Below are 26,347 nucleotides of genomic sequence, written 5' to 3'. Positions count from 1 at the left end.
ACAGGAGGAAATAAGGAATGAAAAAATGGCAAAAAGGATTAGCCGTAGCTGGCGCAGCAGCTTTAGCTGTAGGATTAAGCGCGTGCGGTAAATCTTCAAAAGATGCAGCGTCAAAAGGTGATGATAGTACACCAACGTTATTAATGTATCGTGTTGGGGACAAACCAGATAATTATGACCAATTAATCGATAATGCGAATAAAATTATCGAGAAAAAAATTGGGGCAAAATTAAAAATGGAATTTGTTGGTTGGGGCGATTGGGACCAAAAAATGTCAACAATCGTTGCTTCTGGTGAAAGCTATGATATTTCATTAGCACAAAATTATGCAACGAATGCACAAAAAGGCGCCTATGCTGATTTAACTGATTTAGCACCTAAATATGCAAAAGAAGCCTATGATCAATTGCCAGATAACTATATTAAAGGAAATACGATCAATGGAAAACTGTATGCGTTCCCAATTTTAGGTAACTCTTACGGTCAACAAGTTTTAACTTTTAATAAAGAATATGTCGATAAATACAATTTAGATATTAGTAAAGTTGATGGTAGTTATGAAAGTGCAACCGAAGTTCTAAAAGAATTCCATAAAAAAGAACCAAATATTGCTGCTTTTGCTATCGGCCAAACATTCTTTGCAACAGGTAATTATGACTTCCCTATTGGTAACCAATATCCATTTGCAGTGAAAACAACTGATACTGGCTCACCAAAAATTATTAACCAATATGCCGACAAAGACATGATTAATAACTTAAAAGTCTTACATCAATGGTATAAAGATGGCTTGATTCCAACAGATGCTGCTACAAGTACAACACCATATGACTTAAATACCAATACTTGGTTCATGCGTCAAGAAACACAAGGACCTATGGATTATGGTGATACAATCTTAACACAAGCTGCTGGCAAACCACTTGTTTCTCGTCCACTAACAGAACCATTAAAAACAACATCACAAGCGCAAATGGCTAACTATGTTGTTGCAAATACGTCTAAAAACAAAGAAAAAGCTGTTGAATTGCTAGGCTTATTAAACAGCAATCCAGAATTGTTAAACGGACTTGTTTATGGTGAAGAAGGCAAACAATATGAAAAAGTTGGCGATGATCGCGTGAAATTATTGAAAGATTACACACCAACAACTCATTTGAGTGCTTGGAACACAGGAAACAACTTAATCATTTGGCCAGAAGAATCTGTCACTGAAGAAATGGTTAAAGAACGTGATAAGAGCATCGAAGAAGCAAAAGATTCACCAATTCTTGGTTTTACTTTTGTAAATGATAAAGTGAAAACTGAAATCACTAACGTTGCTACAGTTATGAATCGTTACGCAGCAAGCTTAAATACAGGAACTGTTGATCCAGAAGAAACACTTCCAAAATTAATGGATGACCTAAAAACAGCTGGCTGGGATAAAGTTCAAAAAGAAATGCAAACACAATTAGACGAATATATCCAATCTCAAAAATAATCACAGGAGGCTGAGGCATTAGCTGAGCGCTTTTGGCTCAGCCTTTTACATAATAGAAAGGAAGAGGAAGATGGAAAGTACAGGGATTCAGCGGTTGTTTTACCTTTCCTGGACAGTAATCAAACTAAATTTACTGTTTGTTTTATTTAGTTTAGCTGGAGGGATTATTTTTGGTGTTGGCCCAGCACTCCAAATGATGACTGATTTCATTTTGGAAGAGGGCATGAATTATCAAGCAATCACCGTTAAACGAGCATTTGAATCATGGAAAGCACATTTTAAAAGAAGTAACTGTTATTTTTTACTTTTTCTCTTCACTTTAGGATTTGTTTTTTATAATATTTATTTAGCCGTTCAATTTACCGGAATAATGTGGTTAATTATTACATTTATTTTATTTTTTGTTTCCCTAATACTCGTTATTTTTTACATTTATATGCTACTATATGAAGGAAGCTATTTTATCTCAACTATTGATTTAATGAAGCTTTCATTTATCAGTATCTTTTTAAACCTCGGTGTATTTTTTAAAGTCTTATTCGGTGTAATTAGTATCGTTGCTTTAACTTGGAAAATGAAAGGACTGCTACTATTTGCTTCGTTTGCCTTAATTATGATGTGGTGTGCCTATGTCACGCGCAAAAATCGCCAGTTTATTGATGGAAAGTTGGAACAAAATGAAGCGAATCTTCAAAAAACTGTTTAAAAAAAAATATTTATTAAATCGATTAGTACAAAAATACAGTCTACTGTTAACAAGTATTATTTTGTTAACGGTGGCTGCTTTGTGCGTTTATGTTACTTATACAATTAACTTATCAATTGATTCACAAAAAAATAACACCGTTTCCCAAATTGACAGCTATGTAACGAATAAAAATAATGCGGCGACGAATATGATTAATGAATTAGCTGGCTCTGCAAGTAAAATTGAAAACATGCGAAAATATATGGAACTTTCTCCTCCTGAGTACTTTGACTATACTTACAGCCAATGGTCGGAAGATCGGGTCAGTACCCACTTTGGAAATAATTTAAGTACATTATTTAGCACCTTTCCTGACTTAGAAGAAGTGATTATTCGCTTAGATGAATTTGATCAGGTTTTGTTCGCCAATCGCACAGCTACAAATGGGAAAAAAATGGATATGTCATCAATTAAAAAACATGGCTTTCAACTAATGCGAATTATCTCCGATCCTTATACAGGACAACCGTTGGGAGAATTGTACACTGTGTTTTCAAGTCAAGAGTTGCTAGGCAACCAAGCAGACTTATTGAAAAAATCAGGTATTAATGCGTTTATCTATGATAGTGCTGGGAATCAAATTTTTTCTGAAAAAGCACAATTTACCAAAGAAGAAGAGCGGCAACTAGATAAAAGAATGCACACCGATAGTGACATTCAACAGGTTTTTCATAATCGCTACGATATTACGGAAATAGAAAGCAGTGGCCGGAGTACCATTCTCTTATTAACAAGCCGCCGAGTCTTATTTCAACAATTGTTTATGAATTATGCAGCCATTTTAGGGATTGGGTTACTTTTGATTGTTATTTTATTAGTGGGCTTAAACCGCCTATTTAAACGCTATTCTCAACAAGTCCAATTAATTTTAGAAGCGACACGAGCCATTGGCGATGGCAATTTAAAAGAACGAATTGACACGAATCAAGTTCAGGAAGAGTTGAATGATATTGCTTCCGCGATTAATTTTATGGTAGACAGTTTAGATCAATACATTCACGATATTTATACTTTAGAAATTAAGCAACGTGATGCCCACATGAGAGCGTTACAGTCGCAAATTAATCCTCATTTTCTTTATAATACGTTGGAATATATTCGCATGTATGCTTTGAGTCGGCAACAAGAAGAACTAGCTGATGTTGTCTATGCTTTTTCAACGCTACTTAGGAATAATATTAACCAAGAAAAAACCACGACCTTGGCAGAGGAAATCTCATTTTGTGAAAAGTATGTGTATTTGTATCAAATGCGTTATCCCGACCAATTTGCCTATAAGTTCGAAATAGAAGAAACAATTGCTGATGTCGAAATTCCTAAGTTTATCATTCAGCCGCTTGTCGAAAATTATTTTGTGCATGGAATTGACTATCAACGACAAGACAATGCTATTAAGGTCCACGCCTACCGAGAAGGCGAAAAAATTATTGTGGCTGTTGTAGATAATGGAAAAGGAATTACCGCCAATCGGTTAGAGGAAATTCGCGAACGTTTAAATCAAACAGAAATAGAAACGGAACAATCCATTGGATTAAGAAATGTTCATGAACGTTTACAACGCTTTTTTGGGGAGAGTTATGGTTTAACCATTGAAGGGAAAGAAGGAGAAGGGACGACAATTCGTCTTTCGTTTGTAGCATAAGGGGTGAAAAGATGTATCGAGTGATGTTTGTTGATGATGAATATATGATTTTAGAAGGCTTAAAATGGATTATTCCTTGGCAAGAGTTAGGCTTTGAAATTGTTAAAACAGCGCGTAGTGCGCAAGAAGCATTGGCTTTTTTAGAAACAGAATCCATTGATGTTTTATTAACAGATATTACGATGCCAGAAATGAGCGGGATCGAATTAATTGAGCAAGCAAAGAAAAAAGGACATCAATTTATTAGTTTAATTTTATCAGGTTATCAAGAGTTTGATTACGTCAAAAAAGGCATGGCTTTGCAGGTCCAAGATTATCTTTTGAAACCAGTCAATAAACAAGAACTATTAGCCAATATCCAGAGAATTAAAATAGAATTGGACCAACAAAAAAAATCCCATGCCCGCGTGCGTCTATATCTAGAAAATGGCTTGATGCGTTGGCTTAATGATGAAATCAGCGAAGGGGAATACGAAGAGTTAATGCAGCAATTTACGACTATAAAACCAGGTGATTTTACCGTTTTATTGGTTGAAGCTGAGATGCCATTTTTAGAAACAATCAAGGAACTATTTATGAAAAAAGGCCAACTGTTATTCATTGAAAGTTGGATGAGTACGTACCACCAATTGTTACTTATCTATAAAGGGGCCAGACAAGAAGCGTTCTTATTTATTCGTGAAATTGAAGCGATTCTAGCTGGTCAAGGTCAGATTTTTGTAGGGGAATCTGTCAATGAATGGGAAACGGTTTATGAAAGTTATGAGAAAGTAAAACAGTTGCAAGCAATTGAAACGTTTTATCAAGAATTTCTGCCAAATAATCAAAAAGAACAAATGAATCGTTCGGCAGAAGATTTTACTTTTCTAGCGTTTAACCAAGCCTTGATGATTGGGGATATGCAGACCATTCAACGGGAATTAGATGCTATTTTCAATCAGTTAAGTCAACAACACGCTACGCCAGAATATGTACGCTATGTAGTCTTTTTACTTTTTTCAGATATTTCCCGTCAGTATCCAACTGTGTTAGAAGAAAACTATGAAAAAATCGTGGAAGAAATTCGAGCCAGCAACAATCTTAATACACTGTATGCGTTAATGCAGCAAGTCTTAGCAGAAGTGAAAAATAAACCTAAAATAAAAAAATATTCAGAAAGTGTTAGCCAAGCTGTAGAAAGAATTGAACAAGGCTATTTAGAAGAATTAAACTTAAAAACGGTGGCGGATGAGCTTCATTTGAACCCTAGTTATTTAGGTCAAATTTTCAAAAAAGAAACCAAGCGGAGTTTTTCTCAATATTTGAATCAAGTGCGTACCAAGCATGCCCAGAAATTATTATTGTACACGGATGATACAATCAACGAAATTTCAGAAAAAGTAGGATTTAACAATACCAACTATTTTTCAAAAATGTTTAAAAAATTAAATGGAATTACGCCAAAAGAATTTCGAGAGCAATACCAATCAAATTACGCAGGTGTCGAAGAATAAAAAGAAAGATGTTCAATTTTTATGAACATCTTTCTTTTTATTATTTTTCCGTACTTAATGAAAACGGTCGTTCTGCTGTGTTTTGTGGATTCGGGACGATCCCTAATTGATAATCTAAAGTCCCGCCATTTAATAGTTCTTGATGAGTAAAATAAGGCGCAGTATGTTTTTCTTGGTTTAACTGAATTTCATGAATAAATTGTTGTTGGACTTTGTTTGGTGATGTCTGAATGGTTAATTGTTTACCATTTGACAGTTTTACTTCCGCCGTCTGGACTAAAGGCATCCCGATTACATATTCACCAGTTCCTGGTGTGACGGGATAAAAGCCTAAGCTATTAAAAATATACCAAGCAGACATGCTACCATTGTCTTCATCACCTGGATAGCCAGTTGGTGAAGCATTAAATGTTTGCATTAGTTGTTTTAAAAGTGGTTGAGCCATCTCTGGTTTGCCGATGTAGCTGAATAGAAACGGATAATGGAAACTTGGTTGATTTGAGATGGCTAATTGACCAAAATCAATTGCCGCCATTTCACTCATTTCATGAATTTCAAAACCATAGCCTTCAACGTTAAAGTTAGGCGCTTGATTGCATAGCTGAATTAATTTTTTTTCGAAAGCTAACTCGCTACCATATAGCTTAATCAAACCTGCAAAATCTTGATAAACCGCAAAACTTGATTGCCAAGCACTTCCTTCGGCGTAATCTTTGCCCCAACGAATATCTAAAAAGTCAGGACGGAAATTGCCTTCAGTATCCTTGGCTTGCATAAAGCCAGTTTCAGGATTAAAAAGTTGTTGATAATTCAAGGCTTGTTGACGATAAAACGTTGCGGTCTCTGAATCATTCAGTGTTTTTGCAACTTGTGAAATGCAGAAATCGCTGTACGCATAATCTAAGGTATGATTGACAGATTCATGATAGGTTGAAGGAACATAGCCATATTTTAGATAATCCAGAGTTCCTTGACGTCCATAATTTTCTCGTTCGCTTTGTTGTGTGGCGCCTTTTTTCATCGCTTCTAGGAACTGAGGCATCAAGTCAGGACGAATCTTTTTCACGGCGGCATCAGCAATGACAGCGTCAATCAAGGTGCCGGGCATTAAACCACGCTCATCTGGAGATAACCATTTTGGCAAGAAACCTGTTTCGTTGTAACTATTTAAAAAGCCTTCCAGCATCTCTTCGTATTTTTCTTGAGCAATTAGTGAGAACAATGGGTAGACCGTTTTATAAGTATCCCAAAAGCCATTATTGGTATATAGTACACCAGGACGAACCGTTTGCGAGAACGTATCATAATGAATCGGCTGCTGATTTTCGTCCAATTCATAAAAGGTTTGCGGAAATAGGAATGTTCGATACAGTGTATGATAAAACGTTTTAGTATGTTTAGGGTTTTCATGCGTTACTTTAAGACGATCGAAATAATTATGCCAATCTGCGATTCCTTGTTGTAGCATCTCAGTAGAACGCAAAGAGATTTCTCGCGCTAAATTTAACTGCGCTTGTTTTTCAGAAATAAATGAACTACTAAAATGAACAACTTGTTGAGCAATATTTCCAAAAGAAAGAAGGATTTTGCCGTCTTCACCTGAAGAAGGGGCAAACCATTTGGTTAAAGGCTGTTCAAAATGAAGCACGAAATAAAAACTAAAATCTGGATCTTCACAACCAGAATAGTTGATGACTTTTACAGCCACTTGATGGTCATCTAATTGTTTTACTTGATAACGTCCAGGCAGAGTTAGTAGTAAGTGATTGTCTTTTTGTTGATAATCAATGGTTAAGATACCACCATACATGCTTGGTATTAATTGAGAAGTTATTTGATAGCGTAATTGAGTTAAGTTAATTTCGACAGGAGAAAAAAGGCTTTCTTCTGGACGATAAGAACTTTGGGCATGGAATAAAGAAAGTTCCGACAATGAACCACTGACAGGGGTCATTAATAAATGGCTAAAATCACCCATCCAAGGACTTGGTTGATGCGTTACTCGATAGCCTTGAAATGTTCGATCTTCTGGATGAAACCACCAGCTGCCTTTTTGGTCAGTTGTTTGCGGGGCGTAAAAATTCATCCCAAATGGCACGCCAGTATAGGGTAGACAATTTCCATTTGAAAAACTATGTTGGTTGGCAGTTCCGTGTCGCGTATCAATCGCTTGAATATTCATGAAAGTAGCTCCTTTGTTTTAAATGATATATCATATAGGCTGATTATAGCACAAAAAACAAGAAATGAAAGCGTATTTATTCGCTTTTTTATTTATTTTTAACGAATTGGTATATTCAATTTGAAGAGGGAATTGACAAGCATGTTACAATGGATAAGGAATCGATATTGGAGTGATTGTTATTTATTTTTTTAGTACAAAAAGTCAGCAATTTTTTGCGTATGTTTGGGCCATTTTCCCAGTCATCGCCTTTTTTTTGGTTAGTTTTTATACATTGGATTTTTTATTTTCCCCAAGCTATTTAATTATGGTGCCTGTATTTACTATTATGTTTAAAATTAACTATAAAAAAGATTATTCGTTTGTAGCGCTGCTCAAAATGAGTATCAGGCAATTTGTGATCAGTTTTTTAGCATTTATAGCTAGTAGTTCCTTTAGCTGGTCTATTATTTTAAATAGTAGTGTGACATTTTTAATTGTTTATTTATTTTATTCATCTGCGACACCGATGCGGTATCATAGTTATTTGATGATGTTTACATTTTGTCAGTTAATCCAGGTTAAAGGAAATACATTTTTGATGCAATCTCAAGTTGTGGCCTTTTTAATTGGTCTTTTTTTATTGGCTTTAACACTAAACGCTTGGTGGCAAACAGGATTAAGTCAGCTAACCAGCTTAAAGAGTAGAGGCCATGTTCGCTTTTTTAAAAGCATTCAATTAAATATGAAGCAACAAAAATTGGCGGTTATTAATTTCTGGCACGACTTACAACAGACTTTTTTTGGGATCACAAGTTTCAAACAATTTTTAGAAAGTCCTGACGAAAGGGTGCAACGATTTCGTTTAGCTATTCGTATGAGTTTCACCATTACGCTGAGTTTTATTTTAATGTGGAGTGTAGGAGGCATTAAAATAATTTGGATTCCGATGAATGTTTTTCTACTCTTGCATCCAGTGAAAGCAGAAATGAACACGCGTATTAAGACACGTTTTTGGGGGACTCTTTTAGGATGTTTCCTTAGTCTGTTTGTTGTCAATTGGCTTCAATTGCCACTGACACACCTCGTTGTTTCTAGTTTGATTGGCATTTTTGTTTATGCCCTAAAACCAGGAACCGTGTTACAAGTGACAATGGCAACGATTTTTGGGTTATGTTTGGCAACAATTAGTTTACGAGGGATGTATGCCGCAGAGTTGCGGGTCTCTTTTGTATTATTGGCAATTTTTGTTGTTTGCTTAATTGATTTAGGTTTATTTGTTTATCAGCGTATCTTGCGTTTTTAAAAAGTGTGGCACAGAGGGTTATTTACCCGTTGTGCCACACTTTTTAATTTTCTAAATTCGTTAATTTTTCCAAGTAATGATTTTCTATTTGCGGAAAATCTATTTTTTCTGGTGCTGCATCAGGGGTTTCAACTACTTGCTTCAAGCGGTTGAGAACAATTGACCAACCAGCGATATCTTTATGGCGAGGTGTTGTAAAATTTTCTGGGAGAGATTCTGAAAAGACTAACAGGGTCTGATGAGGTGCTTGTTCTTTTAAGTCAAAATAGATGATACCAGTATCCCAAGTCACGCCCAGATATTTTTCCTCTGCATAATCAGTGAAAGGCATTGTTTCTTCAAAATCGGGCAGAATAAACCGCCAAAACCCGTTAACACCTAATTCACCAATTTCTAATTCTGGAAACCATTGTTTTAGCTTGTCTGTCTCAGTTAAGTAGCGCCAAATCGTTTGAGGGCTGGCTGAAATTGCCCGTTCTGTACCAAAATAAATCGTCTGGTTTTCTAAGCGAAAGGTATCTTTCATTTTGTTTCTCTCCTTTATTTATTATTCATGAAGTTCTAAAGGTAGTCCATCTGGATCAAAAAAGAAGGTCATTTTTTCACCCGTAAAATCATCTACTCGTAGCGGTTCTGTTTCAATTCCTTGCTCATTTAAAAAAGCAATCACTTCTTCAATATGTTCAACTTTAAAAGCTAAATGACGTAATCCTAAAGCTTCAGGATAAGAGGGGCGAGCGGGAAATTGATCAGAAATAAAAATTTCCAATTCTTGGCTGCCTAATTTTAAATCTAATTTAATATCGTTTTTTTCGGGACGATGATTTTCGCGAAGAACTTCAAAGCCCAACTTTTCGACATAAAAATTTTTAGTTGCTTGATAATTTGAGGCATTGATTGCCACATGATGAATTTCTTTAAAAAACATTTTTCATACTCCTTTTCGTTTTTTCCCTCTGTAGTATAGCAATAAAGAAGCAGCTAAAAAAGCGTTCTGTTTGACTCTTTAAGAAAAGACAAGGGATTTGTAAAAAAATAAAATTATTTTTTCGAAAGAAAGCGCTTGCCAAAAAAAGAATAATCGAGTATGATGTATATACAACTTAATTGTATATACAAGTTTGAGAGGAGAATGTAAAATGGGTAAGTTTCAAAGCGATGCACAACAGTTGTTGAAAGCAGTAGGAGGCAAAGAAAATATTTCAGCTGTTTCTCATTGTGCAACTCGAATGCGTTTTGTATTAAAAGATCCAAAAAAAGCGGATGTACCTGTGATTGAAGATATTCCTTCTGTAAAAGGAACCTTTACAAATGCTGGACAGTTTCAAGTAATTATTGGGAATGAAGTCCCACAATTTTATAATGATTTTTCTGCAATTTCCGGTTTAGAAGGGGTTTCAAAAGAAGAAGGGAAAGCAGCTGCCAAAAGTAATTTGAGTCCTGTTCAACGAGTTGTTTCTGTTTTAGCTGAGATTTTTACACCATTGATTCCTGCACTTGTTATCGGGGGATTGATTTTAGGGTTCCGCAATATTTTGGAAGGGGTTCCATTTGGCTTTCTTGATGGTCAAACAATCGTGGAAGTTTCTCAATTTTGGAATGGAGTCAATTCATTCTTATGGTTAATCGGCGAAGCAATTTTCCACTTCTTGCCAGTTGGGATTACGTGGAGTATTACGAAGAAAATGGGAACCACACAAATTTTGGGGATTGTCCTAGGGATTACATTAGTCTCACCACAACTTCTGAATGCTTATTCAGTTGCGACGACTAAAGCAGCAGAAATTCCTTTCTGGGATTTTGGGTTTGCACAAGTTAACATGATTGGTTATCAAGCGCAAGTTATCCCAGCTATGTTAGCCGGCTTCTTGCTTGCCTATCTTGAAATTTTCTTTAGAAAAGTGATTCCTCAAGCAATTTCAATGATTTTTGTCCCATTGTTTGCTTTAGTACCAACAGTATTGGCTGCACATGTCATTTTAGGACCAATCGGTTGGACGATTGGTAGTTGGGTTTCTGATATCGTAAATGCAGGATTAACGTCAACATTTAATTGGTTATTTGGCGCCGTCTTTGGCTTTATGTACGCACCATTAGTCATCACTGGGTTGCATCATATGAGTAATGCGATTGATTTACAGTTGATTGCTGACTTTCAGTCAACCAACTTATGGCCAATGATTGCTCTATCAAATATTGCACAAGGTTCAGCGGTTTTAGCAGTTATCTTTATGCATCGTGGAAACAAAAAAGAAGAACAAGTTTCGATTCCAGCAATGATTTCTTGTTACCTAGGTGTGACTGAACCAGCGATGTTTGGGATCAACTTAAAATATGTTTATCCATTTGTTGCGGGCATGATTGGTTCGGCAATGGCAGGAATGTTTGCCACTTTAATGGGCGTTCGTGCGACCAGTATCGGCGTCGGTGGCTTGCCAGGAATTTTATCTATTGTGCCACAATATTACTTGCCGTTTTTAGGCGCAATGGTGATTGCTATTATCGTACCAATGGGCTTAACTTATATTTTCAGAAAGAAAGGCATCTTTAATAAAGTCGATCCAGTTGATGAAGCAACAGGGATGTTATACAGCGAAGAAGGGTAATCGCTTTTTGAAGCAAAGAAGAATTCGTAGACATTTTTCTACGAATTCTTCTTCTTTTTATAGAAACTATTGGCTTTTTTCTCTCTTTCAGTTAGACTAAAAAGGTTGAGAAAAGGAGAGCGTAAAAATGGATATTTATTTAAAAAAAGCAATTTTACACATTATTGATCGAGAAACTGGGACGCCGGTTTTTTCTGAAAAGGAACTAGATTTAACCACTGAGTATATTCGAACGTATTTAACTGCAAAAATTTCAAAACTTTCGACTGCACAAACAAAGACTGGAACATTGGCGGAAAATAGTTCCTTTGTTGACACGTTACGTGGGATTCCTAGTGATTTTGTGAAGAAAAGCCAAGAAGTTACCCAACATTGGTATGATGTTTATTCAGGAAGCGAAGATGCGCCTAGTGCTGATATTTTGTTCATTTTATATGAATTAGATACGGTGTTACATGTCGCAATGATTAAATTAAACTATAAAGAAAGTTACACGCATTACGTCGACTATGAGGAAGAATCCGTTTATAACAAACTGATTATCAATCGAGCAATTTTGTCTTCAAAATCACAAAAACCAGATGAAGGGATTACGGTTGACTTAGATACATTAGCGTTTGAATTACTAGAGAAAAGATATGAATTTTCAGGAGAAAAAATCTGGTATTTCTCTGAAAAAGTGATTGAGACGCAAGCGGCACCTTCCATGGAAGAAAATATCAAAGAAATTAAAAAGGCAGTCAAACGCATTGGAAAGAAATTTAACGAAGATGAGTTTGAACTAATGGCTTCGGTAAAAGAAGCGGTATATGATAGCATTGAGGAAACGGGAACGATTGACAATGAGCAAATTGCTGAGCAAGTGTTTAAAGAAAATGTATCAGCTAAATTAGCTTACCAAGAAGAAGTGAATGAGTCGAAGTTTGTCGACAAAACACCGCCAGTCAGAGAATCTCGCGAAATTTCTGAAAAGAAATTTGGCAAACAAAAGTTAAAAATGGATAACGGTATTGAATTAATTGTTCCGTTAGATGTTTACCGCAATGGCGATTTAATTGAATTTGTTAATAATCCAGATGGCACAGTGTCCATCATGCTAAAAAATATCGAAAAAATTAGTAATCAATTATAAAGAAAAAACCGTTGGTCGCTTGCCAACGGTTTTTTCTTTATTTTAATTTTTCTAAAGCTTTTTCAGGGACTTCTTTTTCTGTCACTTCATTCCAGCTGATCACGCCTTTACGGGGATTAACTTTCAATTTTAGATAGGCTTTCATACGCAAAGGTTGATCACGGGATTCGTTTAATTCCACGGTTTTTTCTTCACCGTTTTTATTAAACGCAGGTTGTTGATAGTAATAAATGGTCATTGCTTCACCAGAATTTGTTTTTTCATCTTTCTTTTCACCAGATGTTGTGATTTGTGTATAATAGGCTTCTCCACCGTAATAGTAATTATAAACGCCCCAGCTACCACCGGCTAAAATGACTATGGGAATTAATATTTTTAGTAATGTTTTCATTTTCCTCACCTCAAGGAATAGTATGCCTTTTTTTTAGGAAATTTGCCATATTTTTTTCCGTTAATTGAGTGACAATTTTGTTAGTTTCGGCACTTTCTTGAAAAATTCATCATTTTTTTAAACAAAAGACAACGTTTGTCGCTCCCTTTTTTTCACTATCATGCTACAATAAAGAAAAAAAGATGGAGGTAGAGGACAATGATGCCCTTTTATTTTGGAATCGATCCAACCTATATATTGGTAATTATCGGAATTGCGATTTCTGGTGCGGCCTCCGCATATGTTAACAGTACCTTTCGTAAATATGATCAAGTACGAAGCAGTAAACATGTTACAGGCACGCAGGCAGCACAATATATTTTACAAAAAGAACAAATTAATGATGTCGGAGTTCAGCAAATTGCTGGTGATTTAACTGACAATTATAATTCTGGAAACAAAATGTTGAGCTTATCCGAAGCCACTGCTCAATCGACATCGGTCGCGGCTATTGGCGTGGCGGCTCATGAATGCGGACATGCGGTACAAGATCATACGAACTATGTGCCTTTACGTCTTCGTGCAGCTATTGTTCCAGTTGCCAACATCGGTTCAACCATTTCCTTTCCACTAATTTTGATTGGTGTTTTATTTAGTTGGAATCAAACATTAATCAACATTGGAATTTTGGCTTTTTCATTAGCCTTGATTTTTCAATTGGTGACTTTACCGGTGGAGTTTAATGCGTCTAGACGTGCGTTAAGTATTCTTTCTGAAGGTGGGTTATTAACAGAAGAAGAAGTCCCAATGGCCAGAAAAGTTCTTTTTGCAGCTGCACTTACCTACGTAGCAGCGGCGCTTTCGACCTTTTTACAACTTTTACGTTTGGTTATTTTATTTGGTGGCAATAACCGACGAGACTAAGTGCTAGTAAAGGTCTTTCTATTACGCATAAAAGTAATAATATGTTATGATTAAAGTAGAAAATAACAGAGGAGCTGAAGGAAATGAAAGCATCAACAAAAATTGGTATCGGTTTAAGCATTGCTGCAGTTGCAAGTGTCTCTGTTGCAGTCATCGCTTCTGAAAAAATTATTAAGAAGGTATCTCATGTTTCCAATCGTTATAAAGTTAAAAAGTTTGTAGACGATAAATTTGATGGAAACCAAAAATTATTATCGATTGTCGATGATTTATCTGATGATGAATTAGATTCTGTTTTAAATGTTGTGGATCGTGTGAAAGATGGCGGTTCAAAATTAGCTGAATATGGCGAAAAAGTTAAAGACAATACAGATTCTTTAAAAGAACGCTTTTTCACATTTATTGAAGATGCAATGAAGTAAAAAAGATGGCCTAGGCCATCTTTTTTTTATAAAAATAATTCTTTTGTTTCAACATAATAGCCTCTGCCACCAACTAGAACTTGATCAATTGTCTTTTGGGATGTAGTGTTCAAACGCACTAAGACTTCTGAAGGAGCGTTTAAGGTATAACCTTGGGCAAAGGTGTAATTGGTTTTTTGTAAAATTTGGTGATGGTACAGATAACAAGCTAACGCACCATTTGATGTACCAGTAGCGGCTTCTTCATCGATGTCATAAAGGGGTGCAAAATTCCTACAAATGATATTTTTTTCAGACAAAGCAAAAAGATGCATCCCAATAACTCCATACTTTTGACTAAGTAACTTAATTTTTTCAAAGTTTGGTTGTAAATCCTGTAATAATTGCGCATTTTTAATGGGAACCAAAATATCTTTTAGGCCCGTTGACACAATCTGGATAGGAAAAGCAGTTGCCACTGCGTTTAAATCAAAGCAGCCGCTCAATTCTTCTAAAGTGAGCGTATCATAAAAAGTTGGGACAGTTTGTTCCATAAATAGTTGTTCACCGTTCGCCGTGATTGCGAGCAAACCGCTGTTCGTTTCGATTGTATATTCTGTTTGCAATAATTTATTTAAGTGCTTCATGATGGTGAAAGCGCCAATTGTCGCGTGGCCACATAAGTCGACTTCTTCTTTTGGTGTAAAATATTCAAGGCGGAAATCAGCAATCTTTGAGTCTGAAATAAAAGCAGTTTCTGCAAATCCTAGTTCTTTGGCGATGGCCATTTTTTGGGTTCTCGTTAAGGGCTGTGTCATAAAAACAACGCCTGCTTTGTTGCCACCTTCGTGGTTTTTACTAAATGCACTAGCGACATATGCGGTAATTTTCATTGGAACGCCTACTTTCTAATTGGGAATAAAAAACATACGAGTAAAAAATGGACGTGCTACTTTCTTAATAACAAATAACAAAAGATTAAATCATCCATTTTTTTTAAAGATAAGCCAGTTTGTTCAAAAAACTTTTCCAACCGATAGTGTAAAGTATTTCGATGCATAAATAAATCTTTTGCAGTGGAGCTGATATTGCCTTGATTTTTCCACAAAGCGCTGATGATTGGCTGAATATCGGTGTCTTTATTTAATAAACGACGATAATACTCAACAAGTACATTTTGGCTCATGGCTTCTTTGGTAAAATAGTGGAGGGCAACATCAGTTAAACTAAAAACAGTCGTCCGACTAGAGGAATTAAGTTCTTCTGAAAAAATACGTTGTTCTTCATGGAAACAACGCCGGAGAATGTCTTCAGAGGAATAAAAATTGCCAACAAATACAGCACTAGTGCAATCAAAGTCTGTATCTAATGTTAAAAAGATCCCTTGAATTTCTTCTTGTTGAAAGGTATTTTTTGACTGTTCTTCAACTAAAATATACATATTATTACTTGGACTGAAACAATCAACTGTATCTGGAAACATCTTTGTTAAATTAAATTGCCATTCAGCTTGTAATTCTTTTGTGACATTCGTTTGAATTTGCAACATACGAAAGGTCCCTTCGGCAGGTAATTTTGCCTGTTGAAATAAGTAACTGAACCAAGGATGGTTACCAGTAATTGTTGGGTTTTCAGAAATCGGGAAAAGCGCTTCCAACAAATGCTGTTCTTTAATACTTAAGAAAGCTTTATTCACAATGAAAAATTGGTCGTCAACAGGAATTGAATAGGTGGCTTCGGAACCAATTGTTTTTGATAAATAGCCTTTGGGATAAAGCTGAGATAAATTTTCAATAATCATAGACACACCTCACTGATTTATTGTACCATGAAGCAAGACAGAAGTTTAGTGGGAAAAAGCCGAAAGGTGGAAATTAATTGGGAAAAAAAGAAACAACGTTAACACAAGAAGAAAAAGAATTTTTTATGCGAGAAGCCATTGCAGAAGCGAAAAAAGCAGAAGGTTTGGCTGAGGTGCCTATTGGAGCTGTAATTGTTCGGCAAGGGGAAATTATTGGCCGCGGGCATAATCTGAGAGAAGCACGGCAAGAAGCAACGGCGCATGCAGAAATGTATGCAATCCAAGAAGCGTGTCGCGGGATAGAAAATTGGCGTCTAGAAGAAACCCAATTATTTGTAACTTTAGAACCTTGTCCAATGTGTAGTGGGGCGATGCTTTTGGCACGAATTCCAGAAGTTTATTATGGCGCAACCGATCCTAAAGCAGGCACTGCTGGGACTTTGATGAATTTATTAGAAGATGAACGCTTCAATCATGTGGCCTATGTCGAAGCAGGCGTTTTAGAAGAAGAGTGTCGCTTATTGCTAGTTCAGTTCTTTAAAAGGTTACGGGCAAAGAAAAAAGAAGAGAAACTTTTAAAAAATCAAAAGAAAGACTAGTCAAAAGAATAAAAATACGTTATACTAGGTTTTGCCGAAAGGCTAGGACAATGGCGGGCTAGTGAATTGTGTCAGATCCGGAAGGAAGCAGCACTAAGCAAGTGCCGCCATGTGTCTGATTGAATAAGGAACGTATCAAGGCTGAGAAGCCTTTTTTATTTTATCTAAAATTAAAAAGACAGGAAAGTTGGTCGCTTTCCTGTCTTTTTTTGTGGATTCAAGATAATACAGCAGCTGCTAAAGCTTGTTGAATAGCAACAATATCTTTATCTTTTCTAAATTGAAGACTTACTGAAGGTAACTCAGCACTTGAAATCCATATCTTTAGTTCTGCATCTAGGTCGAAATGTCCACTAGTTTCAACAGAAAAGCGTGAAATAGATTTGTAGGGAATCGATTTATAATCAACTTTTTTACCTGTAATTCCTTGTTTATCGACTAAAATTAAGCGTTTATCTGTAAAGACAATTAAATCTCTTACTAAAGTGAAGGCCATATCTACTTTTTCGTTAGGGATTAAAACATCCCGTAATTCTTTTTCAGCTGTTTCATTGTTATTTTGTGTTGCATTCCCTAATAATCCATCAAATAATCCCATGTTAATTCTCCAATTCTACTTTTTTGAAAAAAATTCTTTTATTTAAAAGTAAACTTATATCGTGTAAAAGAATCCGCTTTCAATTTGATTATAACGTTAAAGGTCCTTCGAATGCAATTGATTTTTTAGCATAAGAAAGTGAGGCCTAAATCGCTGCAACTTAGGCCTCACTTTCTAAATTTTAAAAGAACCTACTGAATAAAAGCAGTTTCTTCTTATTTTTTGGAGCTAAAAACTTTGGTTTCAACATTTGGTAGGACTATGCCCAATCGCCATTTCTAAAAACTGGAACAATCGTCCCGTCTTCCTTAATGCCGTCAATATTCATTTTGTCAGATCCTACCATAAAGTCCACATGTGTTTGGCTACGATTTAAACCAGCTTCAGCTAATTCTTCTTCGCTCATCTCCGTGCCGCCTTGTAAGTTGAAGGCATAGGCCGAACCAAAGGCTAAATGATTAGAGGCATTTTCATCAAACAATGTATTATAAAAAATCAAACCGGATTGTGAAATTGGTGAAGGGTCTGGTACTAAAGCAACTTCTCCTAAGTGTTTGGCACCTTCATCAATAGCTAAGAGATTTTTCAATGCTTCTTCGCCTTGTTCAGCTGAGAAGTCAACAACTTTTCCGTCTTTAAATGTAAATTTCATTCCCGAAATGATTGTGCCAGCATAACTTAGTGGTTTTGTACTAGAAACATAACCATCAACGCGGCGACTATCTGGGGCGGTGAAAACTTCTTCTGTTGGCATATTAGCCATGAATTCTTCCCCACGAGCGTTATAACTACCAGCGCCTTCCCATAAATGGTTTTTAGGCAAACCAATCGTTAAATCTGTCCCAGGAGCTGTGTAGTGTAAAGCAGTAAATTGTTGTTCGTTTAATTCAGCCGCTTTTTCTTGTAATTTTTTATCATGGATATTCCAAGCAATGACTGGGTTTTCTTCATAAATTCGTGTTGTTTTGAAAATTTCATTCCAAAGTGCATCAACTTGTTCTTCACTTGTTGCTAATTCTGGAAAGACTTTAGCTGCCCAGCCTTCACTAGCAGCAGCTACAACAGTCCAACTTACTTTGTTGGCTTGCGTTGCTTTTCGTAGGTTGACCAATGCTTTCCCATTAGCCGCTTGGAAAGCTGCTACACGTTGTGCATCCACGCCAGCTAATGCATCAGGATTAGAAGAAACCACGCTAATTCGGCTTGCGCCTTTGGCAATCCAATCATCGGTTTGATCAATTTTATATTGAGGAACATTTTCAATACGATCAGTTGCAGCATGAGCTAAAAATTCACGTTGAATGGTTTCGTCGCTCCATTGAACAATTACTTCGGCCGCGCCTAAGCGATAAGCTTCTTCCGTAATTAAGCGGGCAAGGGGCGCTTGATCGACACTGATTTGTAAAACAACCGTATGATTGTCCTGAACATTGACACCCGTTTCAGCAATTAAACGTGCATATTTCTTTAGATTTTCATTAAAATTCTCTAAGGTCATTCGTGATTCCTCCTTCATTTTGATGGGTAATGACTGCTCATATCATAACACGGAAGAGCAGGGAACTCAACGAAATAAAGCCTTTATCAACTGTTATTTTAAGTTGGGGTAAAAGTTGTCGTGCTCCCGCTCAGTGAACTTTTGTACAAAGAGTTGTTCTAATTTTGCATAATAGAAAAATCGTGTTACAATAACCATAAGCATTTATTTGGAAGCGTTGTATATGAATGAATAAAGGGGATAGGGAATTATGGCAAGAAAAAAAACCATTACGAAAGAGCAGATTTTAACAGCTGCCTATGAAGTAGTCGCCACTGAAGGATTTTCGAAGTTCACTGCACGTAATATTGCTAATAAAATGAAATGTTCCACCCAACCGATTTATTTGGAATTTAAAAACATGGATGATTTACGCGATGCTTTATTCCAAAAAATTCATAAATACTTAGCGAAAGAAGTATTTCCAGTAAAACATACCGGGAATACAATTGTTGATTTGGCTTTAAACTATATTCATTTTGCGACAAGTGAAAGTAAGTTATACCGTGCGCTTTATTTAGAAGAATATGGTGGCGGCAAAAAAATGCAAGAATTCTCTTATCACTATTTTACTGAAGCGGTAAAAGCTGATCCTGAGTATGCTAATTTAAACGATGTTCAAATTGACTCTTTACACATGGGAACATGGGTGGTCGCTACTGGTGTGGCTGCATTGATGACTTCTGGAATTATCCATCCTTCAGAAGAACAAATCATCCATTTAATGAAAGATAGTATTGAAGCAATTCTTGAACGAGATGAACCAATTGATATTGACCTATAAAAATTAAAAAAAGTGTAACCTCATGCTGATAACTTCTGTGAGGTTACAGCAAAAGACTGTTTCTTAAAAGAACGGTCTTTTTTTGTTAAGTGTATTAATGGTAGATTATTCGCAACCATGCTACAGTAAAGAAGAGAAATAGAAAGGGGCAAAAAACATGAACCGAGTGAAAGATAAGCGTTTATGGCTAAGTATTGTAGGAATTACCGGACTAGGGCTCTTGTCGGGCTTATTTTCAGTAAATGCGAGAGAATATTATCAAGCGTTGAGATTACCAAGTTTTGCTCCGCCAGGCTGGTTATTTGGACCGATGTGGTTGGTGTTGTATATTTTTATGGGCATTACTTTTTATTTCATCTTAGTTCATCCAAATAAACAACAGAAAAAACGGATGATTACGCTATTTATTTTACAATTTATTGCAAACTTTTTCTGGACATTTTTCTTTTTTTCTTTACAAAATAATTTATTATCTGTGATTGATATCTCATTGTTATGGCTATTATTAATAGTTCAACAGTGGGACTACTTGCGTTATAAATTAATAACGCGTGGCTGGTTGATGATTCCTTATATTCTTTGGGTTACTTTTGCGGCAGCTTTAAATTACAGTATTTTATTTTTAAATTAGGAATATCAAAACACCAGAGAAAAATGGGAACTAGCCATTTTTTTCTGGTGTTTATTTTATTTATTTCAACGTAGTTATTCTGCGGCAGTTGCTAATTTTTTCGCAAATTCTTCTAAACGTTGGATGTCGTCTTCTTCAGCGGCTAAATCAACTTTAACGCTGTCGGCGCCTTTTTTTGCTCCAATTTGAGTAAAGACTGCTTCGAAGTCGTCCACCGATTTACAAAAATCATCATAAAACGTGTCTCCTGAACCACAAACGCCGAAGATTTTTCCTGATAAATCAATCTCTTGTAAGTCTTCATAAAAGTCGACAATTTCATCAGGTAAATCGCCATCGCCATACGTATATGTAGCTACTACACAGATATCGGCCTCTTCAAAATCAGCGGCATCGACTTGCGTACACTCATCAATTTCGACCTCTAATTCTAAATCTTCAAATGCTTCTGCAACAATGTCGGCAATTTCTTCTGTATTCCCAGTCATGCTTGCATACACAATTTTAGCTAACGTCATAAACTTTCTTCCCCCTCATACAATTCTGTCACTTATTATAGCAGATGCGCATTTCTTATAAAAGACTAGCGAGTGCTTTTATTAAGGGACTTTTTGAAAATTGGTGTTTGAACAATCTTTTTTGCAAAAAATGTGATAAAATAATTTGAATGAAACAAGTTTAGGAGAGATAGTATGATTACATTAAAATCACCACGAGAAATTGAAATGATGGATGAATCAGGGGAATTATTAGCGGATGTTCACCGTCATTTACGGACGTTTATTAAACCTGGCATTACAAGCTGGGATATTGAAGTATTTGTGAGAGACTTTATTGAAAGTCATGGTGGCGTGGCGGCTCAAATTGGCTATGAAGGTTACAAATATGCTACCTGTTGTAGTATCAACGACGAAATTTGCCACGGATTTCCTCGTAAAAAAGTATTAAAAGATGGCGACCTAATCAAAGTAGATATGTGTGTCGACTTAAAGGGCGCAATCTCTGATTCATGCTGGTCTTATGTCGTGGGTGAATCAACACCTGAAATTGATCGCTTGATGGAAGTAACCAAAAAAGCGCTATATCTTGGGATTGAACAAGCACAAGTAGGAAATAGAATTGGCGATATTGGTCATGCGATTCAAACGTATGTAGAAGGAGAAGGCTACGGGGTAGTTCGCGACTTTGTAGGTCATGGCATTGGCCCAACTATCCATGAAAGTCCAATGATTCCTCACTATGGTGAAGCAGGTAAAGGACTACGTTTAAAAGAGGGAATGGTTATTACCATTGAGCCAATGGTTAACACAGGAACTTGGCGCATGAAAATGGACCCAAATGGTTGGACTGCTTATACTGAAGATGGCGGTCTAAGTTGTCAATATGAACATTCATTAGCGATTACGAAAGAAGGTCCAAGAATCTTAACGTCACAAGGCGAAGAATTGACTTATTAATAAGGAGAGTGTGTGATGAAGTTTCTCGACAACATCAAAAAGAATCAATCTTTGATGCGTTTTATTGAGACAACGCAAAGTCACATGGTCACAGCCGAAATAGGCAACAGCTCAGTGGTTGTTGCCTATTATTTATTACTCTCGCTGTTTCCATTACTGATTGCGGTAGGTAATGTCTTACCTTATTTAAGAATCGACCCTAATTCTGTGTTGCCTTATATTGCAGAGGCGATTCCGAAAGATGTTTATAAGAACTTAGAACCAGCGATTCGTTCACTACTGACTCAACGTTCAGGCGGGTTGCTTTCTGTTTCCGCTTTAGCAGCATTTTGGAGTGCCAGTCAAAGTATTAATGCACTACAAAACGCGATGAATAAAGCTTTTGGTGTCGAACAAAGGAAAAATTTTATTCTCGTAAGAGTGGTCTCATTTTTAGTTATTTTGTTATTTATGGTAGCGATTGTTGGTGTAGTAGTAATTTTAGGTCTGGGTCAGTACATTATTGAATTACTGCAACCAATTTTCCATTACTCAACGTCTGTGATCGATACTTTCCAAGCGTTAAAATGGCCGTTAACGACCGTTGTTTTATTAGTGATTATGTGTTTGATTTATGCGGTCGTTCCTAATCGGAAATTATCGTTACGTTCTATTTTGCCAGGGGCTATTTTTTCGACAGTCGGTTGGATGCTATTATCACAAATTTTTGGTTTGTACGTAAAATATTTTAGTTCTAGAATCGCAAGTTATCAAATCATCGGGAGTTTTATCATCTTGATGTTATGGTTGAATTTTGCTGCCACGATTATTATTTTAGGAGCAATTGTCAACGCTGTCGTCGATGAATACTTATCTGGAGATAAAGAAAAGAAACAACCAAGTTTTGAACAACGCTTGTTTAGATGGTTTAAAAAGAAAAAATAAATGGATTTCTTTAAAAAAGTCTAAACCGTTGCCAGAACACATGTTTCAGCTTGTAAATGCTTCAGTTTACGGTATAATATACCCTGAACGAGAAGAAAGTGGGTTCGACTATGTCACTATTTATTTATGAAGTTTTGATACGTTTATTTATGACATTTATCTTATCTTTGCTATTAACACCACTTGTTAAGCTTCTAGCGTTTCGGATTGGCGCCTATGATGCACCAGGAGAGCGACGAATCAATACCAAAAATATGCCTACAGCAGGAGGACTTGCAATCTACATTGCTTTTGCTAGTTCATGTTTATTGATTTTTCGTTCGATTATCCCACAAGATTATATTTGGCCGATTATTTTGGCTGGTGGAATGGTTGTTTTGACAGGCCTCATTGATGATATTAAAGAAATTACTCCAATGAAAAAAACAATCGGTATTTTGTTAGCAGCATTAGTTATTTATTTTGTTGCTGGAATTCGGATAGATTTTGTGACGTTGCCAGTTGTTGGAATGATTGATTTGCGCTGGTTTAGTTTACCACTAACTTTATTGTGGATTTTAGCGATTACGAATGCAGTAAATTTAATTGATGGTTTGGATGGTTTAGCATCAGGCGTATCCATTATTGGATTAACCACGATTGGTATTACAGGGTATTTTTTCCTACATGCTAAAACGGTCTATATCCCAATTGTTATTTTTATTTTAGTTGCGAGCATTGCGGGATTTTTCCCATACAATTTTTATCCAGCTAAAATATTTCTAGGAGATACCGGGGCGTTATTCCTCGGGTTTATGATTGCAGTAATGTCGTTACAGGGCTTAAAAAATGCTACGTTTATCACGGTAATTACGCCAATGGTGATTTTAGGTGTGCCAATTACGGATACGGTTTATGCAATTATTCGACGGCTATTGAACAAGAAGCCCATTTCCTCAGCAGATAAAATGCATTTGCATCACCGCTTGTTATCTTTAGGTTTTACCCATAAAGGGGCGGTCATGACTATTTATGCATTAGCGTTAGTTTTTTCCTTTGTCTCTTTATTGTTCAGCTATTCAAGTACAGTAGCATCAATTTTATTAATTGTCTTTTGTTTAATTGGCTTAGAACTATTCATTGAACTAATCGGTCTAGTTGGCGAAGGACATCAACCGTTGATGTATTTGTTACGGATTTTAGGGAATCGTGAATATCGTCAGGAGCAAATGAAAAAGCGACTTGGCAAGCATTCTAAGAGAAAGTAAAGAAATCTTTAGGTTGCTTTGCGAGAGCGTAAACCTATGATATAATTCCATTAAACTTAAAAAAGTATATGTGTGAAACATATGCTTTTTTTTTAAGACGATGTTTCAGTAGTAAGGAGAAATGAGCATGCAAGAAATGGTAACAATCTCGATTGTCACTTATAATAGTCGTTACATTTTTAATGTACTAGACCAATTAAAAGCCGAACTAGGTACTGATAGTATTTATGATATTCATATCTATGACAATCATTCTGAAACAGCGTATCTTGAAAAATTAACAACATATGAACCATTTATTACTATCCATCGCGCTGAAGAAAATCAAGGGTTTGGTCATGGTCATAATCAAGTGTTATTCAATGCTTCGACAAAGTATGCAATTATTTTTAATCCCGATGTTTTGGTTACTAAAGACGTGCTTGATCGTCTATTAGACCGTATCAAAATAGATAAGAACATTGCAGTCGTTAGCCCTAAAGTGTTAAATGAAGATGGCACGACGCAATATTTAGTTCGTCAAAAATTAGATGTTTTCGATTATATGTTACGTTTTATTCCCTTTCAATTTGTAAAGAAAATTTTTGATAAACGTTTGAGTATTTATGAATGTCGCGATTTGTCGGATACAGAAACAACGGATATTAAAATGGGCTCAGGCTGTTTTATGTTGATTGATCGTGAAAAATTCGTTGAAATTGGTGGGTTCGATGAACGTTTCTTCATGTACTTTGAAGACAACGATTTATGTTTACGTTTTGGCAAAGCAGGCTATCGGATTCTCTATACGCCTTTTGAAACGGTTGTTCACATGTATGAAAAGGGCGCCCATAAAAGTCGAAAATTGTTTAAAATCTTTATGCAATCAATGGGGAAATTTTTTAACAAATGGGGCTGGAGGTTCTTTTAATGAGTCAAAGATTAGCGGTAGTCATCGTCTTATATCAAATGAAAATGGCTGATACGCCGAATTATTTGTTATTAAAAGAAGTGGTAGATCACCCCGAATTGCACTTATTTATTTATGACAACAGCCCACTTCCTCAAGAAGATGCATTATTTTTACAACAAAATGTTACTTATCGACATAATCCTGATAATCCAGGACTAGCGACCGCTTATAATGAAGCGATTGCTTTTAGTCAAGCGAATCAATGTGAATTATTGTTGCTCCTTGACCAAGACACAGAAGTGCCAGCCTCTTATTTTGATACGTTGATCATCATGCCGTTAGATCCGACTGTGGCAGTCTATGTTCCAATTGTAGAAGCAAATGGACAACAAATTTCGCCAGTATATAGTGATCAATATGTTGGACTTAAAGGAGCAAAGCCAACAGCAGGGATAGCCAACCAACCGTTGATGGCTATCAATTCTGGTACAGTCATTACGGCAGAAACACTGCGCTGGTTGGAAGGATTTTCGGAAGAATTTCCTTTGGACTATTTAGATCATTGGTTCTTTTATCAATTGAATCAAGCCAATAAAAAGATTGAAGTCTTACCAATCCACCTAAAACAAGAATTGTCTGTTTTAGATTATCGTACAATGAGTCCTCAACGTTATCGCTCTATTATTGAAGCAGAAACGTTATTTTATCGTCGATATGATCAAGAAAAGTTTTCCCATCATCGACGCCATTTATTTTTACGCAGTAGTAAGCAATTTTTAACTGTCAAAAATCGCCAAATTTGGCGGCAAACATTGGCAGAATTTCTCAAGTTAATGAAAGGATAATCTATGATCTCAGTTTGTATTGCGACATATAATGGAGAAAAATATCTCGCGGAACAATTAGATAGTATTCTTTTACAAGTCAGTGAAGAAGATGAACTAATTATTTCAGATGATGGTTCTACTGATCATACGTTGGAAATTTTGAGGACGTATGCAGCGAATTATCCCCAAATTCAATTGTTACAAGGTCCAGGGCAAGGAGTGATTGCTAATTTTGCATTTGCGCTTACGCATACGAAAGGCGAAGTGATATTTTTAGCAGATCAAGATGACGTTTGGTTGCCAAATAAAGTAACGACAGTGACAGAATATTTTGAAACGCACCCTGACATCCAAGTGGTTATTAGTGACTTGAAAATTGTTGATGCGGATTTACAAGTTACCAATCCCTCTTATTTTAAGTTTCGAAAAATCAAACCAGGGTTTTGGCGAAATGCGATAAAAAGTGGCTATATTGGGGCAGGTATGGCCTTTCGTCAAGAGATGAAAAACGTCATTTTACCCATTCCGCCAGAAGTTCCTATGCATGATATGTGGATTGGCTTATTAGCTGCACGGAAAAAGCAAACGGGTTTCATTAAAGAACCATTAGTGCTTTACCGAAGACATGGAGCGAATGTCAGCCCTATTATTACCAAAACAAGTTTCCAACAAAAATTAAATTGGCGTGTGAATTTATTAAAAGCTTTACATCAGCGTTTAAAGGAACAACGCTAAACTTTTACAGATTTGTAAAATTTACGTAAAAAACATGACAAACCCTAT

Annotated in this window: 27 protein-coding genes and 1 other RNA gene; 19 read left to right on the top strand and 9 right to left on the bottom strand. The window is 36.1% G+C overall.

Translation table 11 applies throughout. The annotated features are described in order from the left end of the window. Positions 1-17 precede the first annotated feature (17 nt). The 4 genes from IGK27_RS08830 to IGK27_RS08815 all read left to right on the top strand — a co-directional run bounded on the left by IGK27_RS08830 (position 18) and on the right by IGK27_RS08815 (position 5,367). Complete coding sequence (locus IGK27_RS08830) at positions 18-1,484, top strand: ABC transporter substrate-binding protein (protein ID WP_002359878.1); 1,467 nt, start codon at positions 18-20, stop codon at positions 1,482-1,484. A 70-nt stretch (positions 1,485-1,554) separates the two neighbouring features. After that, positions 1,555-2,190 (top strand): YesL family protein, encoded by a 636-nt coding sequence (locus IGK27_RS08825; protein ID WP_002362905.1) that lies wholly within the window; start codon positions 1,555-1,557, stop codon positions 2,188-2,190. Continuing rightward, on the top strand, positions 2,144-3,874 hold the full coding sequence (locus IGK27_RS08820; RefSeq protein WP_050450724.1) for a sensor histidine kinase: 1,731 nt from the start codon (positions 2,144-2,146) through the stop codon (positions 3,872-3,874). The genes IGK27_RS08825 and IGK27_RS08820 overlap by 47 nt, the downstream gene beginning before the upstream one ends. Positions 3,875-3,885: 11 nt before the next feature. Next, on the top strand, positions 3,886-5,367 hold the full coding sequence (locus tag IGK27_RS08815) for a response regulator transcription factor (RefSeq protein ID WP_002378518.1): 1,482 nt from the start codon (positions 3,886-3,888) through the stop codon (positions 5,365-5,367). Between the two features lie 40 nt (positions 5,368-5,407). Here the strand turns inward: IGK27_RS08815 and IGK27_RS08810 are convergent, their stop codons facing one another. Next, positions 5,408-7,549, bottom strand: coding sequence for a GH92 family glycosyl hydrolase (locus IGK27_RS08810; RefSeq protein WP_033626647.1), 2,142 nt, complete (start codon positions 7,547-7,549; stop codon positions 5,408-5,410). 172 nt (positions 7,550-7,721) lie between these two features. Here IGK27_RS08810 and IGK27_RS08805 point away from each other — a divergent pair, with 172 nt between their 5' ends. Further along, on the top strand, positions 7,722-8,834 hold the full coding sequence (locus tag IGK27_RS08805; protein ID WP_010825381.1) for an FUSC family protein: 1,113 nt from the start codon (positions 7,722-7,724) through the stop codon (positions 8,832-8,834). A gap of 43 nt (positions 8,835-8,877) precedes the next feature. On the opposite strand, the gene IGK27_RS08800 is transcribed toward IGK27_RS08805, so the two are convergent. Further along, complete coding sequence (locus tag IGK27_RS08800; protein ID WP_002356863.1) at positions 8,878-9,360, bottom strand: SRPBCC family protein; 483 nt, start codon at positions 9,358-9,360, stop codon at positions 8,878-8,880. A 21-nt stretch (positions 9,361-9,381) separates the two neighbouring features. Next, positions 9,382-9,762, bottom strand: a complete 381-nt coding sequence (gloA2, locus tag IGK27_RS08795; protein ID WP_002356864.1) for an SMU1112c/YaeR family gloxylase I-like metalloprotein — start codon at positions 9,760-9,762, stop codon at positions 9,382-9,384. A gap of 211 nt (positions 9,763-9,973) precedes the next feature. On the opposite strand from gloA2, the gene treP reads away from it, so the two are divergent. Together treP and IGK27_RS08785 are read left to right on the top strand one after the other, a co-directional pair. Further along, positions 9,974-11,440 (top strand): PTS system trehalose-specific EIIBC component, encoded by a 1,467-nt coding sequence (gene treP, locus IGK27_RS08790; RefSeq protein WP_002383776.1) that lies wholly within the window; start codon positions 9,974-9,976, stop codon positions 11,438-11,440. Positions 11,441-11,567: 127 nt separating this feature from the next. Next, positions 11,568-12,572, top strand: a complete 1,005-nt coding sequence (locus tag IGK27_RS08785) for a nucleoid-associated protein (RefSeq protein ID WP_002356866.1) — start codon at positions 11,568-11,570, stop codon at positions 12,570-12,572. 37 nt (positions 12,573-12,609) lie between these two features. On the opposite strand, the gene IGK27_RS08780 is transcribed toward IGK27_RS08785, so the two are convergent. After that, positions 12,610-12,963, bottom strand: a complete 354-nt coding sequence (locus tag IGK27_RS08780; protein WP_002387247.1) for a YxeA family protein — start codon at positions 12,961-12,963, stop codon at positions 12,610-12,612. Positions 12,964-13,161: 198 nt separating this feature from the next. Between IGK27_RS08780 and IGK27_RS08775 the strand changes: the two genes are divergently transcribed. Continuing rightward, positions 13,162-13,866: a zinc metallopeptidase gene (locus tag IGK27_RS08775; protein WP_002384290.1), complete on the top strand. Its 705-nt coding sequence runs from the start codon at positions 13,162-13,164 to the stop codon at positions 13,864-13,866. An 83-nt stretch (positions 13,867-13,949) separates the two neighbouring features. Continuing rightward, positions 13,950-14,288 carry a hypothetical protein gene (locus tag IGK27_RS08770; RefSeq protein WP_002356871.1) on the top strand — a complete coding sequence of 113 codons (339 nt, stop codon included), beginning with the start codon at positions 13,950-13,952 and terminating at the stop codon, positions 14,286-14,288. Between the two features lie 26 nt (positions 14,289-14,314). Here IGK27_RS08770 and IGK27_RS08765 read toward each other — a convergent pair whose 3' ends face one another. Together IGK27_RS08765 and IGK27_RS08760 are read right to left on the bottom strand one after the other, a co-directional pair. Next, the gene (locus IGK27_RS08765; RefSeq protein ID WP_033626649.1) at positions 14,315-15,160 is read right to left on the bottom strand and encodes a PhzF family phenazine biosynthesis protein; all 846 of its coding nucleotides are present in this window, start codon (positions 15,158-15,160) and stop codon (positions 14,315-14,317) included. A 56-nt stretch (positions 15,161-15,216) separates the two neighbouring features. Next, a complete protein-coding gene (locus tag IGK27_RS08760) occupies positions 15,217-16,068 on the bottom strand; it encodes a PucR family transcriptional regulator (protein WP_002383772.1) in 852 nt (283 codons plus the stop codon). Between the two features lie 77 nt (positions 16,069-16,145). Here IGK27_RS08760 and tadA point away from each other — a divergent pair, with 77 nt between their 5' ends. Together tadA and ffs are read left to right on the top strand one after the other, a co-directional pair. Further along, complete coding sequence (gene tadA / locus IGK27_RS08755) at positions 16,146-16,667, top strand: tRNA adenosine(34) deaminase TadA (RefSeq protein WP_002384292.1); 522 nt, start codon at positions 16,146-16,148, stop codon at positions 16,665-16,667. Positions 16,668-16,706: 39 nt separating this feature from the next. Next, positions 16,707-16,793, top strand: an RNA gene (gene ffs / locus IGK27_RS08750) — signal recognition particle sRNA small type. Positions 16,794-16,884: 91 nt separating this feature from the next. Here the strand turns inward: ffs and IGK27_RS08745 are convergent. Together IGK27_RS08745 and IGK27_RS08740 are read right to left on the bottom strand one after the other, a co-directional pair. Next, a complete protein-coding gene (locus IGK27_RS08745) occupies positions 16,885-17,265 on the bottom strand; it encodes a PH domain-containing protein (protein WP_002356881.1) in 381 nt (126 codons plus the stop codon). A 259-nt stretch (positions 17,266-17,524) separates the two neighbouring features. Continuing rightward, the gene (locus IGK27_RS08740) at positions 17,525-18,763 is read right to left on the bottom strand and encodes an aminopeptidase (protein ID WP_002356882.1); all 1,239 of its coding nucleotides are present in this window, start codon (positions 18,761-18,763) and stop codon (positions 17,525-17,527) included. A 250-nt stretch (positions 18,764-19,013) separates the two neighbouring features. Here IGK27_RS08740 and IGK27_RS08735 point away from each other — a divergent pair, with 250 nt between their 5' ends. Both IGK27_RS08735 and IGK27_RS08730 read left to right on the top strand, forming a co-directional pair. Further along, complete coding sequence (locus tag IGK27_RS08735; protein ID WP_002356883.1) at positions 19,014-19,586, top strand: TetR/AcrR family transcriptional regulator; 573 nt, start codon at positions 19,014-19,016, stop codon at positions 19,584-19,586. 157 nt (positions 19,587-19,743) lie between these two features. After that, the gene (locus tag IGK27_RS08730) at positions 19,744-20,217 is read left to right on the top strand and encodes a TspO/MBR family protein (protein ID WP_010818434.1); all 474 of its coding nucleotides are present in this window, start codon (positions 19,744-19,746) and stop codon (positions 20,215-20,217) included. A 74-nt stretch (positions 20,218-20,291) separates the two neighbouring features. On the opposite strand, the gene IGK27_RS08725 is transcribed toward IGK27_RS08730, so the two are convergent. Next, positions 20,292-20,735, bottom strand: a complete 444-nt coding sequence (locus tag IGK27_RS08725) for a flavodoxin (protein ID WP_002356885.1) — start codon at positions 20,733-20,735, stop codon at positions 20,292-20,294. A gap of 174 nt (positions 20,736-20,909) precedes the next feature. On the opposite strand from IGK27_RS08725, the gene map reads away from it, so the two are divergent. The 6 genes from map to IGK27_RS08695 all read left to right on the top strand — a co-directional run bounded on the left by map (position 20,910) and on the right by IGK27_RS08695 (position 26,299). Further along, a complete protein-coding gene (gene map, locus IGK27_RS08720; protein WP_002356886.1) occupies positions 20,910-21,674 on the top strand; it encodes a type I methionyl aminopeptidase in 765 nt (254 codons plus the stop codon). Positions 21,675-21,689: 15 nt separating this feature from the next. Continuing rightward, the gene (locus tag IGK27_RS08715) at positions 21,690-22,598 is read left to right on the top strand and encodes a YihY/virulence factor BrkB family protein (protein ID WP_002383768.1); all 909 of its coding nucleotides are present in this window, start codon (positions 21,690-21,692) and stop codon (positions 22,596-22,598) included. 110 nt (positions 22,599-22,708) lie between these two features. Continuing rightward, a complete protein-coding gene (locus IGK27_RS08710; protein ID WP_002366956.1) occupies positions 22,709-23,845 on the top strand; it encodes an MraY family glycosyltransferase in 1,137 nt (378 codons plus the stop codon). A gap of 121 nt (positions 23,846-23,966) precedes the next feature. Continuing rightward, positions 23,967-24,755 (top strand): glycosyltransferase family 2 protein, encoded by a 789-nt coding sequence (locus IGK27_RS08705; RefSeq protein WP_002359892.1) that lies wholly within the window; start codon positions 23,967-23,969, stop codon positions 24,753-24,755. Beyond that, positions 24,755-25,582, top strand: a complete 828-nt coding sequence (locus IGK27_RS08700; protein ID WP_002369091.1) for a glycosyltransferase — start codon at positions 24,755-24,757, stop codon at positions 25,580-25,582. The genes IGK27_RS08705 and IGK27_RS08700 overlap by 1 nt, the downstream gene beginning before the upstream one ends. Positions 25,583-25,585: 3 nt before the next feature. After that, on the top strand, positions 25,586-26,299 hold the full coding sequence (locus IGK27_RS08695; protein ID WP_002356891.1) for a glycosyltransferase family 2 protein: 714 nt from the start codon (positions 25,586-25,588) through the stop codon (positions 26,297-26,299). Positions 26,300-26,347: the final 48 nt, after the last annotated feature.

Source organism: Enterococcus sp. DIV0236, from assembly GCF_050558525.1.
GTDB classification, from domain to species: Bacteria; Bacillota; Bacilli; order Lactobacillales; family Enterococcaceae; genus Enterococcus; species Enterococcus faecalis.
This window is presented reverse-complemented; position numbering and strand designations above follow the sequence as displayed.

What these genes read in the sequence shown, in the direction of transcription:
- IGK27_RS08830 (WP_002359878.1), top strand. Translation starts at nt 18, where the DNA reads ATGAAAAAATGGCAAAAAGGATTAGCCGTAGCTGGCGCAGCAGCTTTA.
- IGK27_RS08825 (WP_002362905.1), top strand. Translation starts at nt 1,555, where the DNA reads ATGGAAAGTACAGGGATTCAGCGGTTGTTTTACCTTTCCTGGACAGTA.
- IGK27_RS08820 (WP_050450724.1), top strand. Translation starts at nt 2,144, where the DNA reads ATGGAAAGTTGGAACAAAATGAAGCGAATCTTCAAAAAACTGTTTAAA.
- IGK27_RS08815 (WP_002378518.1), top strand. Translation starts at nt 3,886, where the DNA reads ATGTATCGAGTGATGTTTGTTGATGATGAATATATGATTTTAGAAGGC.
- IGK27_RS08810 (WP_033626647.1), bottom strand. Translation starts at nt 7,549, where the DNA reads ATGAATATTCAAGCGATTGATACGCGACACGGAACTGCCAACCAACAT.
- IGK27_RS08800 (WP_002356863.1), bottom strand. Translation starts at nt 9,360, where the DNA reads ATGAAAGATACCTTTCGCTTAGAAAACCAGACGATTTATTTTGGTACA.
- gloA2 (WP_002356864.1), bottom strand. Translation starts at nt 9,762, where the DNA reads ATGTTTTTTAAAGAAATTCATCATGTGGCAATCAATGCCTCAAATTAT.
- treP (WP_002383776.1), top strand. Translation starts at nt 9,974, where the DNA reads ATGGGTAAGTTTCAAAGCGATGCACAACAGTTGTTGAAAGCAGTAGGA.
- IGK27_RS08785 (WP_002356866.1), top strand. Translation starts at nt 11,568, where the DNA reads ATGGATATTTATTTAAAAAAAGCAATTTTACACATTATTGATCGAGAA.
- IGK27_RS08780 (WP_002387247.1), bottom strand. Translation starts at nt 12,963, where the DNA reads ATGAAAACATTACTAAAAATATTAATTCCCATAGTCATTTTAGCCGGT.
- IGK27_RS08775 (WP_002384290.1), top strand. Translation starts at nt 13,162, where the DNA reads ATGATGCCCTTTTATTTTGGAATCGATCCAACCTATATATTGGTAATT.
- IGK27_RS08770 (WP_002356871.1), top strand. Translation starts at nt 13,950, where the DNA reads ATGAAAGCATCAACAAAAATTGGTATCGGTTTAAGCATTGCTGCAGTT.
- IGK27_RS08765 (WP_033626649.1), bottom strand. Translation starts at nt 15,160, where the DNA reads ATGAAAATTACCGCATATGTCGCTAGTGCATTTAGTAAAAACCACGAA.
- IGK27_RS08760 (WP_002383772.1), bottom strand. Translation starts at nt 16,068, where the DNA reads ATGATTATTGAAAATTTATCTCAGCTTTATCCCAAAGGCTATTTATCA.
- IGK27_RS08745 (WP_002356881.1), bottom strand. Translation starts at nt 17,265, where the DNA reads ATGGGATTATTTGATGGATTATTAGGGAATGCAACACAAAATAACAAT.
- IGK27_RS08740 (WP_002356882.1), bottom strand. Translation starts at nt 18,763, where the DNA reads ATGACCTTAGAGAATTTTAATGAAAATCTAAAGAAATATGCACGTTTA.
- IGK27_RS08735 (WP_002356883.1), top strand. Translation starts at nt 19,014, where the DNA reads ATGGCAAGAAAAAAAACCATTACGAAAGAGCAGATTTTAACAGCTGCC.
- IGK27_RS08730 (WP_010818434.1), top strand. Translation starts at nt 19,744, where the DNA reads ATGAACCGAGTGAAAGATAAGCGTTTATGGCTAAGTATTGTAGGAATT.
- IGK27_RS08725 (WP_002356885.1), bottom strand. Translation starts at nt 20,735, where the DNA reads ATGACGTTAGCTAAAATTGTGTATGCAAGCATGACTGGGAATACAGAA.
- map (WP_002356886.1), top strand. Translation starts at nt 20,910, where the DNA reads ATGATTACATTAAAATCACCACGAGAAATTGAAATGATGGATGAATCA.
- IGK27_RS08715 (WP_002383768.1), top strand. Translation starts at nt 21,690, where the DNA reads ATGAAGTTTCTCGACAACATCAAAAAGAATCAATCTTTGATGCGTTTT.
- IGK27_RS08710 (WP_002366956.1), top strand. Translation starts at nt 22,709, where the DNA reads ATGTCACTATTTATTTATGAAGTTTTGATACGTTTATTTATGACATTT.
- IGK27_RS08705 (WP_002359892.1), top strand. Translation starts at nt 23,967, where the DNA reads ATGAGCATGCAAGAAATGGTAACAATCTCGATTGTCACTTATAATAGT.
- IGK27_RS08700 (WP_002369091.1), top strand. Translation starts at nt 24,755, where the DNA reads ATGAGTCAAAGATTAGCGGTAGTCATCGTCTTATATCAAATGAAAATG.
- IGK27_RS08695 (WP_002356891.1), top strand. Translation starts at nt 25,586, where the DNA reads ATGATCTCAGTTTGTATTGCGACATATAATGGAGAAAAATATCTCGCG.